This window comes from Herbaspirillum sp. Her4 (assembly GCF_057961335.1).
On sequence record NZ_CM176330.1, the window covers coordinates 4,572,887 to 4,586,987 of the forward strand.

Consider the following 14,101-nt stretch of genomic DNA (forward strand, 5'->3'; position numbering starts at 1 on the left):
TTACTTGGCTACCGCCACGGGCTCAAGATCGTATTTCTTGATGAGGGCTGCGTATTCCCCGCTGGCATGGCCTGCTGCCAACGCTTTCTGCAAAGCCTGGTACAGGACGGTATTGCCCTTCTTGACGTAGATGCCCAGCGTCTGCGGATACACCAGTGCCGGCGAACTGATGACGATGCGGCCCTTGCTGCGCTCGGCCAGCATCTTGGCGGCACCGGCGATTTCCATCTGGGCCTGGATGTTCTTCGACAGCAGGGCCTGCGAGGCTTCCGGCGCGGTCGGGAATTCGCTCACGGCCACGGCGGGCTTGCCCTGGGGCACACAGTATTCGGCCGAGAGTTTCTTCAAGGCGTTGACCCAGCTGGTCCCTGCTTGCAGGCCGACCTTGAGACCGCACAGGTCGTTTTCGCTCTTGGGCATGACGCCGCCGTCCTTGGCCACCATGATGGCCGCACCGGTCTTGCCGTAGGCAATGGCATCAGCCTGAGCAGTGCGCTCGGGCGTGATGTACATGCCGGAAATGATCGCATCGAACTGACCACCGCCCAGGCCCAGGATCAGGCTGGGGAACTTGGTATCGATGAAGGAAGGCTTGAGCTTCAATTCCCGGCCCAGCATCTCGGCGATGTCCGGATCGAAACCGACAACCTTGTCGCCCTGCCAGGATTCAAAAGGGGGGTAGGTGATTTCCATGCCGACCTTGAGCTGGCCGGGGACCATAGTCTGCGCGGACGCTGCTACCGGCAGCAAGGCTGACAGGGCCAGCGTGAGCAGGTTGCGCTTGAACGAAATGCGGCGGGCGGTGTAGGTCATGGCGCGGAACTCCTTCTGTAAGCGGGCTAAAAAAGAAATGTGGACGAGATCTCAATGACCGGCCGTCGTCCGGGGCCGGGTATAACCAAAACTGCCGGGCTTCAATGCGTCCGCAGACATCGCCAACTCGCCTGCTTCCACCTTGCGCTTGAGGTAGGTATAGGTCTGCTGAGCCTGCGAATACATGTGTTCTCCGATGGACAGCTCACCGTAACGGGTCGCGTCTTCAGATCCGCTGGCAAATTGCGGCAAGGGGCGGATGCGCGTGTGATAGTCGCAGGCGAAAAATAACGGGAAGGAATAGCGTTCCTGCTGCACCTTGCGCACGCGGTGCGACGTGGCGGGGAAGGCGCCCGCGGTCATCACTTCGAGCATGTCGCCGATATTGATGACGAAAGCTTCCTCGCCGACCACCGAACAGGGTGGCGCGTCGATCCAGGCGCCCTGGTCGTTCATCACTTCCAGGCCGGGCTGATCGGCCAGCAGCAGGGTGAAGCATTCGTAATCCGTGTGGGCACCGATGCCGGGCGCATCGACCGCTTCCAGGTCGACCGGATAATGAATCAGGCGCAGCTTCGAGGGCGGACAGGTCACCAGGGACTCGAAGGCATCCTCGGGCTGGCCCAGCGCCAGGGCAAAGCCACGGAACAAGGTGCGGCCAAGCGCGAACACCGCCTCGTAATAACGGGAGACGGCCTCCTTGAAACCCGGCAGCTCGGGCCATTTGTTGTTGCCGATCAGGGGCGTGCCGGCCAGTACCAGCGGGTGGTCATCCGGCACCTCGAAACCGATGTCGAAGGCTTCCTTGTGATCGGGCCGGCCCTTGGAATAGACCTCTTCGCCCTCGGGCACATAGCCCTTGTGGCCCCAGGCATCGCCGATGTAATAGCGCATCTTCCACGGCATCGGCTGCGCAAACAGCGCGCGGCTGGCCTCGCGCAGGCCGGCGATCAACTGCGGATCGATCCCGTGGCCGGTGATGTAGAAAAATCCGACCTCGCGCGCCGCCGCTCCCAGCTGATCGGCAACCGCCTGGCGCTGTGCCGGCTCGTCGCGATAAAGGCCGCTGATATCGATCACGGGCAAGGCCGTGAAATTGCGCTGTCCGGTATGCATGTTCAAACTCCTGCGGTAGAAGACGACTGCGTTGATGACGAAGAACCGATGCCATGCTGTTGTGACCAGCGTGCAAAATGCGCGCGCTCCTGCTGCGCCATCCAACGATTGAGCTGCCACAAGTCAGCCACGGGGCTGCGGGTATAGGGCAGCAGATGCAGGTAGCCGTCCGGACCGAACTCCGGCGTGAGCGTACTGGTGGCATAGCCGCTGGCGTGCTGGAAAGACCAGATCGTCTCCCAGATGCGCTGATGAAACGCCAGCTCGAGCGCGTATTCGGGTGCGGCCGGATCGGGGACCTGCGGCCCCTGCGCATAGCCCACGCGCGCCTGCACATGGTGTACACGCTCAAGGAAGGGCGTGAGGTCATCCAGCGGGTCATCCAGCAAGCGCTCGCAGACCACGACCCAGTGGCTGATGTCGGCGGTGTAGCGCAGCCGGGGCAGCTGGCGCACGATGTCCAGTGTGATCCAGGGACTGTAGAGCGAACTGGCGCGATGGGTTTCGAAACTGCAAGGCACGCCCGCATCATCGGCCAGGGCCTGCGCCCGTCCCAGGAAATCGACTTGTTCCGCCAAGGGCCAGCGGTCGTTGCCGGCCAGCAGGTTCACGAAACGGGGCTGCAGTTCCGCCGCCGCATCGAAGGCGCGCGCCAGGTGCTGCAAATGCACCTCCGGCCGGTCGGCCTGGCGCGGAACGACGTCCACGCCACTGAAGACGATGGCGATGTAATCCAGCGCCTCGGCCTGCAGGCGGTCGCGCAATGCGCGCCGCTCCTGCAGCGCCATCGGCAGGCGCGCTTCCAGGCCGCTGCAGCCGGCCTCGCGCAGTTCGGCCACGCAGCGGCTCCAGGGTTCTTGCATGCCCCAGCCGCTGCGAATGATCTTCAGCTCCATGGCCGGCCTCTCAGCGGTAGGTCACGCCGGGCAGCACACACAGCATTTCGTAGAGCAGGTTCGCGCCCAGCTGCGAGGTATTGCCACTCACGTCATAGGGAGGCGAGACCTCCACCAGATCACAGCCCACGAGGTTCATGCCACGGCAGCCACGCACGATTTCCAGAGCCTGGATGGAAGTCAGCCCGCCCACTTCGGGGGTGCCGGTGCCGGGTGCCCAGGCCGGGTCGATGCCGTCGATGTCGAAGCTCAGGTAAACCGGACCGGTCCCGATTTGGGCGCGTACTTCTTCCATCAGCGGCGCCAGCGAACGATGCCAGCATTGCTCGGCCTGCACCAGGCGGAAACCCTGGTCCACACCCCATTGGAAATCGCCGCTGGCGTAGCCCTGCGCACGCTGTCCGATCTGCACCACCCGCTTGCAGTCGAGCAAGCCCTCTTCCACGGCGCGGCGGAAGGTGGTGCCATGGGCGATCTTCTCGCCGAACATGTCGTCATTGGTGTCGGTATGGGCATCGACGTGCACCAGGCCCACCGGGCCATGCTTGCGTGCAATGGCGCGCAGGATAGGCAAGGTGATGGTGTGGTCGCCGCCCAGCGTGAGCGGAATGACGGGATGCGCCAACAGGCCGTCATACGCTTCTTCGATGACGCGGACCGATTCGAGCAGGTTGTAGGTATTGATAGCGACGTCGCCGATGTCGGCCACCGACAGGGAATCGAAGGGTGCGGCACCGGTGGCCATGTTGTAGGGGCGGATCATCACCGATTCCGCACGGATCTGGCGCGGACCGAAGCGGGTCCCGGCGCGCAGGGAGGTGCCAATATCGAGCGGCACGCCGATGAAGGCCGCATCCAGTCCCTCGGCGCTGTCCATCGCGGGCAGGCGCATCATGGTCGAACGGCCGGCAAAGCGCGGCATGTCGTTGCCGCTTTGGGGCTGGTGGAAGACTTTGGACATTGCGTATCACCCTTGTTCTGGCAGCAACAGCAGGCTGCGACGAAGCGAATATACAATGGCCGATAGTTATCAAAAGATAGCTGTAATCAAATAATAAGTTGTTAGAATTCGAAACTGATTTCGGGCACTGAACGCGCCGCCCTCCTTCATGCAAAGACGATTTATCCATGACCCCAGGCATCGATTTCAAGTTGCTGCGCATATTCGCCGCAGTGGTCCGCCACCAAGGATTCGCCCGGGCCCAGCAGGAGCTGAACCTGACGACCTCGGCCATCAGCACCTACATGGCCCAGTTGGAGAGCGATGTCGGCTTTACCGTCTGCCGGCGTGGACGGGGTGGTTTCGCGCTCACGGACAAGGGAGAACTGCTGCTCTCGGAAACGCTGCGTGTGCTGGGGGAGGTGGACAGTTTCGAACGCTATACCCAGTCGCTCAAGGGCGAACTGGGCGGCACGCTGACGATAGGGGTGCTCGATACGACGGTGACCGATCCCTCCCTGCCGATGGCGGAGGCGATCGGGATGTTTTCCAGCAAGTTTCCGGGCATGCACCTGAACCTGCTCATCCGCAGCCCCTACGAACTGCAGAAGGGCTTGCTGGACAATGAACTCGACATCGCGGTGGGCTTTTTCCCCGCCAAGGCCAATGGCCTGATCTATCAGCCGCTCTACCGCGAGCAGCAGTGGCTGTATTGCAGCGACCGGCACCCCTGCTTCCAGCAGCGCAACCTGCGCGCCTCGGCCGTCTCGGAAATGAGCGTGGTCAGCCGCAGTTACTGGAGCCAGACCGAGCTGAGCCGGCACGGTTTCAAGCGCAGCGTGGCCACAGTGGAAAGCATGGAAGCGCAGTTGATCCTGATCCTCTCGGGCCGCTACATCGGCTATCTGCCGGAGCACTATGCGCAGTCATGGGTCGAGCAGGGACGATTGAAAGTCTTGCTGCCTTCCGAGTTTGGCTACCAGTCGCAGTTTTCCCTGGTGCTGCGCCGGGGCCGCAGCCGCGAACTGCCTTTGCAGGCAATGCGCGAACTGCTGCAGACCGGCAAGCGGGGCAGCAAGCGCTAGAAATGGCTCGACAACGATCAGTGCAGGACGCAGTCGCGCGCTTTATCTGCGCGCCGTCCCGCCTGCCTTGGGCTCATTGCGCACTACTGCACCCCGGACCTCGAAGCGCACGCTATCGAGCGCCTTGCCCTGCTTGTCCTGCAGCACCAGCACATGCTTGCCGGGCCAGGGCATCCAGTCGAAGTCCAAGGCTTCTTCCCCAGCGGCCGTGAAGTTGGCCGCCACCTTCTGCGCCTGTACCCTGCCCGCCTGCATGACCTCCTGCGGCATCAGCTTGCCATCGAGCATCCAGCGGCTGCCCGCAGGCGCGCCCTGCGCGCGGAAGCGGATGCGCTGACGCGCCGGCGGGATATCGGGGTCCAGCGCTGCGAGCATGCCTGTGGTGGGATAAGTGATGGCGGGACGAATATCGCGCGCATGCGCCAGGCGGATCTCGGCCTGGCCGGTGCCCGGTAAAAAATATTCGGTGCGCGCTGCTTCCACATCCTGCTCGTAACGGATCATCTGCGCTTGCACACCAGCCGGTTTGGCGGGTGGTCCATTGCCCGCTTCGCGTGCGCCGTTGCGGCCACGTTCATGGAGATATTGCATGACTTCCTGCCACACCGGTGCCGCACCGGTCACGCCGGACACGTCCCACATCGGCGCACCGGAAGCGTTTCCGACCCATACCCCTACGGTATAACGCGAGGAATAGCCGACACACCAGTTGTCGCGCATGTCCTTTGAAGTACCGGTCTTGACCGCCGTCCAGATACGGGTGGACAGCGCATTCTCCAGGCCGAAGGTGCGCGCGCGCGCACTGCGGTCGGAGAGGATGTCGCCGACGATGTAGGCCGCATCGGCATCCATCACCTGCGTGGTACGCGCTGGCGTGCGCGCTTCATCGAGCCGGGTGCGCAAGGGCGTGTAGCGGCCTTGATTGGCCAGCACGCGATAGGCATTGGCCAGATTGGCCAGCGTGACGTCGGCGCTGCCCAGCGCGAGGCTGTAGCCGTAATAATCACCGCTCTCGCGCAGGTTGAAACCCAGCGCCTGCAAGCGCCGGAAGAAGCGCTCGGGCGTCACCATCACCAGCGTGCGCACCGCAGGGATATTGAGCGAGGAACCCAGCGACGTGCGCAGGCTCACCAGACCCTTGTATTGCTTGTCGTAGTTCTGCGGAATGTAGAGCCCGGCCGAGGTGGCCAGGTTGACCGGAGAATCATCCAGCAGGGACGCGGCCGTCAGCCATTTCTTTTCGATGGCCAGTTCGTAGAGGAAAGGCTTGAGCGTCGAGCCCGCCTGCCGCTGCGCCACCACCCCATCCACATTGGCCGCCGCCGACAGCGGGCCGCTGGAACCGACCCAGGCCAGCACCTCGCCGGTGGCATTGTCGATGACGATGACGGCACCATCCTCGATGTTGCGCTCGGCCAGTCCGGCCAGTTGATGACGCAGGGCTTGCGTGGCAAAGCGCTGCAAGGGCGCATCCAGCGTGGAACGCAATTGCTGCCCCGGTGCATTCAAGAGCTTGCGGGCCAGATGCGGCGCCAGCTGCGGTGAATCGCTCGTCCCCGGCAAATCACGCTTGGCGGACACGCGCGCCAACGCCAGCTCGGTGCGGCCATCCATGCCGCTGCACTGCTCGCCTGCGCCCTCTTCCTTGAGAATGGCGCAGGCGCGTTCGGTCACGCGGCGCGGCGTCGCATTGGGCGCACGGATCAACGCGACCGCGATGGCCGCCTCGCCCTGGTCGAGTCCGCTCGGATGCTTGCCGAACATCACGCGCGACAGCGCATGCACGCCTACCAGCTCGCCCCGGAAGGCTACCAGGTTGAGATAGGCTTCCAGGATCTGGTCCTTGCGCCAGTTCCGCTCCAGCGATTGTGCAATCCACGCCTGCGACACTTTCTGCGTGAGCGAACGCGCACCGGACTTGCGACGCAGATCGTCATAGATCAAACCCGCCAGTTGCATCGTGATGGTGGAGGCACCGCGTGTCTTCGTATTCCACAGGTTGCCCCAGGCCGAGGCAGCTACAGCGCTCCAGTCGATGCCGCTGTGCTGGTAGAAACGCCGGTCCTCGGAGGCCACCAGGGCATGCCGCAGCGCCGGGGATACGTCTTCCAGTTTGACCCAGGACAATTTGCGCTCGTCCATGTTCACGCGCATGCGCTGCAACAGCTCACCGTTGCGGTCCAGCAGGCTGGCTTCCGACGGCAGGAAGTCGCGCTGTACTTCGCTGAACGATGGCACGGCACTGGCTGCGGTGGGCATCAGCAGAGCCAGCACCAGCGCGCTGATCGAAACCAGCGCGCCGGGCCGGAGGGTGCCTGCGGTCAAGCGCATCACTGCGACGCCTTCACGACCAGCTTGCCATTGGGGACTTCACCGAACATTTCCGGCGCATACATCGCTTCCACGCGTGTGGGCGGCAGATTGAATTCACCCGCATTGTTCAGGCGCACCGTGTAGCTGATGCTGGTGCGGCCCTTGGGCATGGCCTCGTAATACGCGCGATAGGCTTCGAAGCTGCGCTCTTCATAGGCCAGCGAGCCCATGCCACGGTCACGCGGGGCCTCCTGCTTGCCCTGCGCAATGGCCGAGTCGCGGCCCAGGCCGGAGCCCAGCAGGGTCGCACCGCCCGGCACCGGATCACTGACCACGACCCAGGTCATCTCGGCTTGCGCGTCGATGTCCAGCGTCACCCGCAGCACATCGCCGCGTGTATATACACCGGCCTGCTTCTGCTCGATGGCCTCGACCTTGCGGGTGATGCGATAGCCGGCCGCAAAAGGCTGCTTCAAGGGGACCGCTGCCAGGCTCTGCAAGGTCACCCAGGGCTTGCCGTTGCCCTCTTGCGTCAGGCGCACGCTGCCACCCTGCGCACTGCCTTCCGGCCAGGGCAGCTGCAGCTTGCCGCCGTTGGCGGCACCGCTCCAGGCCAGGCTCTGGGTGGCGGTGCTGGTGCCGTTCTGCTCCAGCGTGGCACGCGTGGTGCCGGTAACAGGTTCGGATTCGAACTTGCGAGCGAATTTCTCCAGCGCCAGGCTGCCCCAGACGTTGGCCGTGGTGGTACTCCAGTGACCGCGCTGCTGGCGGCCGATGGCACCGGCGATCAGGCGCGGCATGTCCTCGCGCCAGGCCGGGTTGTTCAGCTCCAGCAGGATCAGGCGGTTGGCATTGGCATCGGCGCTGCTCATGAGCCACCACCAGTAATCGCCCTCTTCATTGGAGAAGCCCATGCGCGTGCCCTGGAAGTTCAGGCGGGCACGCAGGATCTGGTCGGCTTGCTCCAGCTTCTTGTCGCGCTCGGGGATGGCAGAGACGCGCTGCAGGATGCCGATCCAGTCCAGCAGGCCCGAGGTGGGCCAGACGTTGGGATTGATCTGGATCGAACCCAGCATCGCGGGTTGCACACGGTTGTAGCGCGACAGCGCTTCCAGGGCGGCCAGCTTGCGCACGTCCAGATCCTTTTGCGGCGACCAGAAATCGCGCATCACCTTGCCCTCCACGAAGGCCGCGAGGCCATCCAGCATCTTGTCGCGGCTGGCTTGCGGGATGGCATAGCCGGCTTCGTTGGTGGCAGCCAGCAGATAGGCCGTCAGCGTATCGCTGCCGCGGCGCGCGCCACTGTCGCTGGGCGGGAAGTAATACGCCAGGCCATCGCCATCCAGATAGGTCGGCAGGTCGGCCACGATCTTCTGCCATGCCGCTTCATCGCGCAGGCCGATGGCCTTGGACGTCTTCTGCTCAAGGCAGGCGAAGGGATAGTTGACGAAGTAACGCGTGAGCGCATCGCTGCCACCGGCCAGGCTGGGCTTGAGCGAGAGCGCCAGGCCACCGCGTCCCGGCAGGCTGTCGGCGGGTCGCGCGACGTTGATGGCGGCACTCTTGTCCAGCTGGAACAGCGTGGCCTGCTGCACCGTGACCGGCACGGCGGGGACGACGCGCTGGGTGAACTTCATCGCATCTCGCGCTTTCTGGCCGCCCTGCTCCTGGGCGCTGATTTCCCAGGCCAGCTGGCTGATGCCTTCCGGCGTCTGCACCGGCCACATGACTTCGGCAGACTGTCCGGCTGCAATCTTCACCTCGCGTTCAGGCAGTGTCAGCGCGCCCGCTGCAGTACCACCTTGCGCACGCGCGGCGACCTTGATCGTCATATCGTGCGTGGTGGTATTGCGTACGGTGACGCTGCCGTTGAAGTTGTCGCCCTCGCGCACCAGCGGCGGCAGGCCGGAGATGACCTGCACATCCTGCGTGGAGCGAATGCTGATGCTGCCGGTGCCGAAATCGCTGATGCCATTCTCGGCGATGGCGACGATGCGGAAGGAAGTCAGCGCATCATTGAGCGGCACATCCAGCTGTGCCCGGCCCTCGGCATCCAGCGTGACATTGGGCTTCCATACCAGCAAGGTATCGAACAGTTCACGCGTGGGCGCCCGGCCACCGCCCCCGCCAGCGGGCGTGGCCTTCTTGCCGTAGTGGCGCTTGCCAACCACCTGCATCTGGGCCGTTGATGTTTCGACGCCGTAGCTGCGACGTTGCAGCATGGCGCGCAGCACATCCCAGCTGCCATTGGGCTGCAGTTCCAGCAGGGCTTCATCGACGGCGGCCAGGGCGAATTCACCACCGGCGGCGGGCTTGCCGTTGGGCAGTTTCACTTGCACTTGGACCTTGGCCGTGGCGCGGATGGGATAAGCCGGTTTGTCAGTACTGACGGCCACTTGCAGACGATGGCCCGCGTCACCCACGTTGACTTCGGCGATGCCGAATTTCCAGGCCGGCTTGGAGAGATCGACGATGGGGCCCGGTCCCTGGTATTCGCGGAATTCATGCCACCAGTTGATCGGTTCCTTCCAGCCCCAGATGAAGAAGGAATACCACGGCACCTCGCGCATGCGGCCGCGCACGGCCAACACCGACACATACACGTTGGGACCATACTCGGCCTTCATCGGTACGCTGATGGTGGGGTCCTGGCCGGACAGCTGCACCACGCGCGTATCGATCACGCCTTCACGCTCCACCGCGACCAGCGCGGTAGCGTAGCGGAACGGCATGCGGACCTGGAAGTTGGCGGTCTCGCCGGGCTGGTAATTCTTTTTCTCGGGCAGGATGTCGATGCGGTCCTGGTTCTCGCCATCGAACCAGACTTCGCCGCGTCCGGTGACCCACACCGAGGAACGGGCGGCAGCCGCATTGCCATTGCCATCCTTGGCGCTGGCAATCAGCTCTACATTGCCCGCTTCGGACAATTCGGTATCGCAGGTGAACATGCCGTGCTGGTCGCTCTTGCCAGAGCAAAGCTTGCCGAGGTCCTGCTTGCTCTCGTCGTTTTCATAAGCGTAGAAGCCGCCGACCATGCGCTTGCGGTGCGAATTGGTCTTGCGGGCCAGGCCACGGATTTCCACCGGCACACCGGCCTGCGGCTGGCCTGCAGTATTGAGCGTGACGGCGGTCAGCGTGAGCTTCTTCTTCACCGAAACCCAGTTGCCGGTGCGCAGGCCCACCACCACCGCCGACGGCCACAAGGGCGTGACGTTGGAGATGGTCTGCACTTCGCCATTGGGATCGCTGTAGGTCATCTCGGTGAGCAGTTCCTGCGGGCGCTGCAGCGCGGGCAGCTTGCCGATGACGGCGCGGCCGGCACCGTTCTTGTCGAGCGTGACGGCGAGTTTGTCGGCGACGATCTTCTGGTCATCAGCATTGCTGTCATCGTCATTACGCGGCGCATCGAAGGAGAATCCGTCGTAGCCAGCGATGTTGACCGAACGTGACCGCAACAGCGACGACACCTGCACCGCCTGGTTGGCGGCGGCACCGCCATTGATGTAGTTCAGTTGAAGATCCAGCGGCAGTTCCTTGATGGCCACTTGCGCACCCTTGGGCGGCGTAATGCGTCCCTGCATCAGGGGCAGGCGGAATTCCTCGACGCGGAAGCTGCCGGTCACATAGGTGCCTCGGCCATAGCCTGCTTCATTGTCGCCGTCATCGGATTGGCCATTGGCATTGCTGCTGGCAGCGGGATCGACCGTGCCCTGGTCGAGCACGACCTCGTAGCTGCCCAGCTTGGCTTCCTTGGGCAGGGTGAAACTGGTCTCAGCGCTCTTGTTGCCGCGCCAGTTCAGCGCGAACTGGTATTGCTGGCCGCTACCGAGATGGCTGATGCGCACCCGCGTAGGCAGGTCTTCCTTGCGCATGAGGCCGAAGCCCTGCATGGTCTCGGTGCGGATCACGTGCTTCATCGAGACCGTCTCGCCGGCACGGAACAGGGTGCGGTCGAAGATGGTAGTGGCGCGGGTGGTGGCCGACTTGTCCATGTCGGTCGGCAAATTGAAGCGCCAGGATTCGATGCCTTCATTCCACGAGGTCAGCGCAAAGGCCATGTCCTGGCGGCCCTTCTCGTCGGTCTTGCGCGCGCTCACGAAGAGGCCGCTGATCTTGTCGGCGTTCTCCGCGCTGTAGCCGCGGTTCACGCAGGCATCTTCCAGCACCGGCATCATGGCCACGCCGCTGGCGTTGGTCTTGCCCTGCCAGAGCTGGGTGCCGTCGCAATTGGAGACGCGGATCTCGGCATCTGCTACCGGTTTGGCATCGTCCAGCCGGGTTACCCAGACGGCGCCATTGGCGCGGCCCAGCTTGACGTGCACCGACAGGTTGGTCACCAGCGCGCTGGTGCGCACATACATCGGCTGCGGCTTGCCCAGCAGCGACGCGCCCAGCTTCTGGGATTCCAGTTCTACCACGTAGAAGCCCGGATCCTTCAGGGGAATGCCGATCACTTCAAAGGGCCATTCGCCCTCCTTCGCGTCCTTCTGTGCGGGAAGATCGAGTTTCTTCGCACCGGGTTCCTTGGCCAGCAGGCTGACGCTGCGCGTATCCACCTTCTTCGGATCGCCCCACTTCTCGTGATACTTGTTCAGGCGCGTGAGCCAGGCGATGACGGCCTTGTCGCCATCGACCTTCAGGTCGGCGACCTGGCCTGGCATGGCGCGGCCGTCCTTGCCACGCACCAGCAGCCCGGCTTCCACGCGGCGCAGTGTGACCGGCAGTGTGGGATCAGCGTTGAGCTCGATGATGCCAAAGGGGGCGGCCGGGAATTTGGCCAGCGGCGGGAAATCCGCCAGCGCCGATTTCAGCGGGAAGGCCCCTGCATTGGCCAGGGTGCGCCCATCTTCATCCTTGAAGCCGGAAGGCAGGCTGATGGTGAAGTCGGATTTCTCCGGGAACGGCGGCTTGAAGCGCAGCTCTCGCACGGCTTCGTCCTTGTCTCCTTCCAGCGTGGGCTTGATCTTGCCGGTGGTGGCATTCATCACCACCTGCTCGGCCAGCTTGCGCGGCACCGGGGCCGAGAACGACAAGATGACCGGCAGGATGGGCGAGCAGGCAGCGTTGGCATTCTCGCGCTGGCACGAGAGGCTGGCGGCGAATTCGCTGCGCACCTGGAAATTGAAGACCTGCGGCTTGGAGGTCACGATGGAAGGCGCATTGGCAGCGGCAATGCCACGATCCCAGACCAGCTTCACGTGCGCCTCGTTGGGCAGGCGCTGCTGGCACTGCACGATGGTAACCGACGCCGGGTCCGAGCCCTTGGCGAACTGCTGCAGCAAGGCCTTGCGATCAGCGTCGCCGACGGCCTTGGTGGGGATGCGCTCATTGATGCCTTCGGCTTCGCAATACAGATGGTCGCGTACGGTAGCCTCGGTGGCCGGCCCGTTCTGGAACAGGATGAAGGCCTGGTCTTCCGCAATCTGTGCGCCGCTGTAGGGTTCGACGCGGCTCACCGCCGGGCCGCCGGTACTGAACTGGAAGCGCGTCTTGCCGCTGACCGTGTTGCCGGCGACGGAACGGGCATCCGCGCGCAAATTGAAACTGCAGCGGGTACCGGGTGGCAAGTCGCGTTCGAAGTCGTAGACCCAGTTCTTGTCATCGGCCCAGCGTGCCGTGCCGCTGATGGCGCAATCGGCATCAAAGGGCGAGGCCGCCTTGGGGTCGCCGAACTTGACCATCGATTCCGAGAAGCGCGCGCGCACCTGGCGGATGCGCTGCACTTCGCCCTGCGGCGAAAAGGACAGCACGCTGGCATTGGCCGCATGCGCAGCCGGTGCGGTGAGCACCGTGGCCGTGCCGAGGCTGAGCAAGGCCGCTCCGGCCAGCAGCAGCCCTTGCAGCGGTGCGCGGCACATCGCCGCGATCGATGGACGGCCTGTGGCCATGCCGTTTTCCGTGTGCTTCATCTTGTTCTCTCCGGATCAATCTTGTCGTGATGACAGCCACAGGATCCTTCCCCCTTGCGGCAGTGCTGGCGCTCAGACTGGAATAACGGCAAAACGTTTCCGATTTACAGCTTGCATTGCAAAAAATCCAGAAAACAGCTGATCCGGCGCGATAGCTGGGTGTTGTGGTAGTACACCGCCGAGATCTTTTGGCGGAAGCCGCTATCGTAATGATCCAGCAGGCGCACCAGGCGGCCTGCCGCCAGGTCGGCCGCGGTCATGAAGTCGGACAGGCAGGCAATGCCCTGCCCCTGCAGCGCCAGGTGACGAATGGTCTCGCCGCTCGAGGCGCGAATCGCCGGACGCACCTGATAGCGGTCTCCCGCAGTGTGGCGCAGCGGCCAGTGATTGAGGCTGTCGGGCTGAGAAAAACCGATCAGCTGATGCTGCTCCAGCGCTTCTACCGACTCCGGCGCGCCGGAGCGGGCCAGGTAATCGGGACTGGCGACGATGTTCAGGCGCGCTGAACTCAGCGGCCGCGCATGCAGGGTGGAATCCTGCAGCTCGCCGATGCGGATGGCGATGTCGGCGCGCTGCTCCACCAGGTCGATGAAGCGGTCATTGGTGGTCAGCTCCAGTTCGATCTCCGGATAGGCGGCGCGGAAAGCGCCCACATGCGGCACCACACAGTGCAGCATGAAAGGCACGGCCGCATCCACGCGCAACTTCCCGACCGGCTTGCGCGTGCGCATGCGCACCGTGTCTTCGGCCTGCTCCATGGCGGCCAGAATGGCGCGCGCCTGTTCGAGGAAGGCTTCGCCCTCTTCGGTCAGCTCCATACGGCGCGTGGTGCGGGTCAGCAGGCTCGCGCCCAGCTTCTCCTCCAGCCGCGACAGCGCGCGGCTCACCCCGGACGTGGTCTGCTCCAGCACTTCGGCCGCAGCCGAGAGCGTGCCGGCCTCCACGACCGCGACGAAGGTGCGCAATTCCTCGGACTGAATGCTCATTGTTGACTCCGGATCAAATATTCTTTGATTGTAACGGCATTTT

Annotated in this window: 8 protein-coding genes; 1 reads left to right on the forward strand and 7 read right to left on the reverse strand. The window is 63.9% G+C overall.

Annotated features, from left to right (window positions below):
• The 4 genes from ACWFUC_RS20655 to speB are packed head-to-tail and all read right to left on the reverse strand — an operon-like array spanning position 1 to position 3,786.
• Positions 1-813: a transporter substrate-binding domain-containing protein gene (locus ACWFUC_RS20655; protein WP_489623158.1), complete on the reverse strand. Its 813-nt coding sequence runs from the start codon at positions 811-813 to the stop codon at positions 1-3.
• Positions 814-864: 51 nt separating this feature from the next.
• The gene (locus tag ACWFUC_RS20660; protein ID WP_489623159.1) at positions 865-1,929 is read right to left on the reverse strand and encodes an isopenicillin N synthase family dioxygenase; all 1,065 of its coding nucleotides are present in this window, start codon (positions 1,927-1,929) and stop codon (positions 865-867) included.
• A gap of 2 nt (positions 1,930-1,931) precedes the next feature.
• Complete coding sequence (locus ACWFUC_RS20665; RefSeq protein ID WP_489623160.1) at positions 1,932-2,825, reverse strand: sugar phosphate isomerase/epimerase family protein; 894 nt, start codon at positions 2,823-2,825, stop codon at positions 1,932-1,934.
• Between the two features lie 10 nt (positions 2,826-2,835).
• The gene (gene speB / locus ACWFUC_RS20670; protein ID WP_489623161.1) at positions 2,836-3,786 is read right to left on the reverse strand and encodes an agmatinase; all 951 of its coding nucleotides are present in this window, start codon (positions 3,784-3,786) and stop codon (positions 2,836-2,838) included.
• A 167-nt stretch (positions 3,787-3,953) separates the two neighbouring features.
• Between speB and ACWFUC_RS20675 the strand changes: the two genes are divergently transcribed.
• Complete coding sequence (locus ACWFUC_RS20675; RefSeq protein WP_134222760.1) at positions 3,954-4,850, forward strand: LysR family transcriptional regulator; 897 nt, start codon at positions 3,954-3,956, stop codon at positions 4,848-4,850.
• 42 nt (positions 4,851-4,892) lie between these two features.
• Here the strand turns inward: ACWFUC_RS20675 and pbpC are convergent, their stop codons facing one another.
• The 3 genes from pbpC to ACWFUC_RS20690 form a co-directional block, all read right to left on the reverse strand.
• Positions 4,893-7,181 carry a penicillin-binding protein 1C gene (gene pbpC, locus ACWFUC_RS20680; protein ID WP_489623162.1) on the reverse strand — a complete coding sequence of 763 codons (2,289 nt, stop codon included), beginning with the start codon at positions 7,179-7,181 and terminating at the stop codon, positions 4,893-4,895.
• Positions 7,181-13,072, reverse strand: a complete 5,892-nt coding sequence (locus tag ACWFUC_RS20685) for an alpha-2-macroglobulin family protein (RefSeq protein WP_489623163.1) — start codon at positions 13,070-13,072, stop codon at positions 7,181-7,183. Before ACWFUC_RS20685 ends, pbpC begins: the two co-directional genes overlap by 1 nt.
• Positions 13,073-13,176: 104 nt before the next feature.
• Complete coding sequence (locus tag ACWFUC_RS20690) at positions 13,177-14,058, reverse strand: LysR substrate-binding domain-containing protein (RefSeq protein ID WP_209535467.1); 882 nt, start codon at positions 14,056-14,058, stop codon at positions 13,177-13,179.
• Positions 14,059-14,101: the final 43 nt, after the last annotated feature.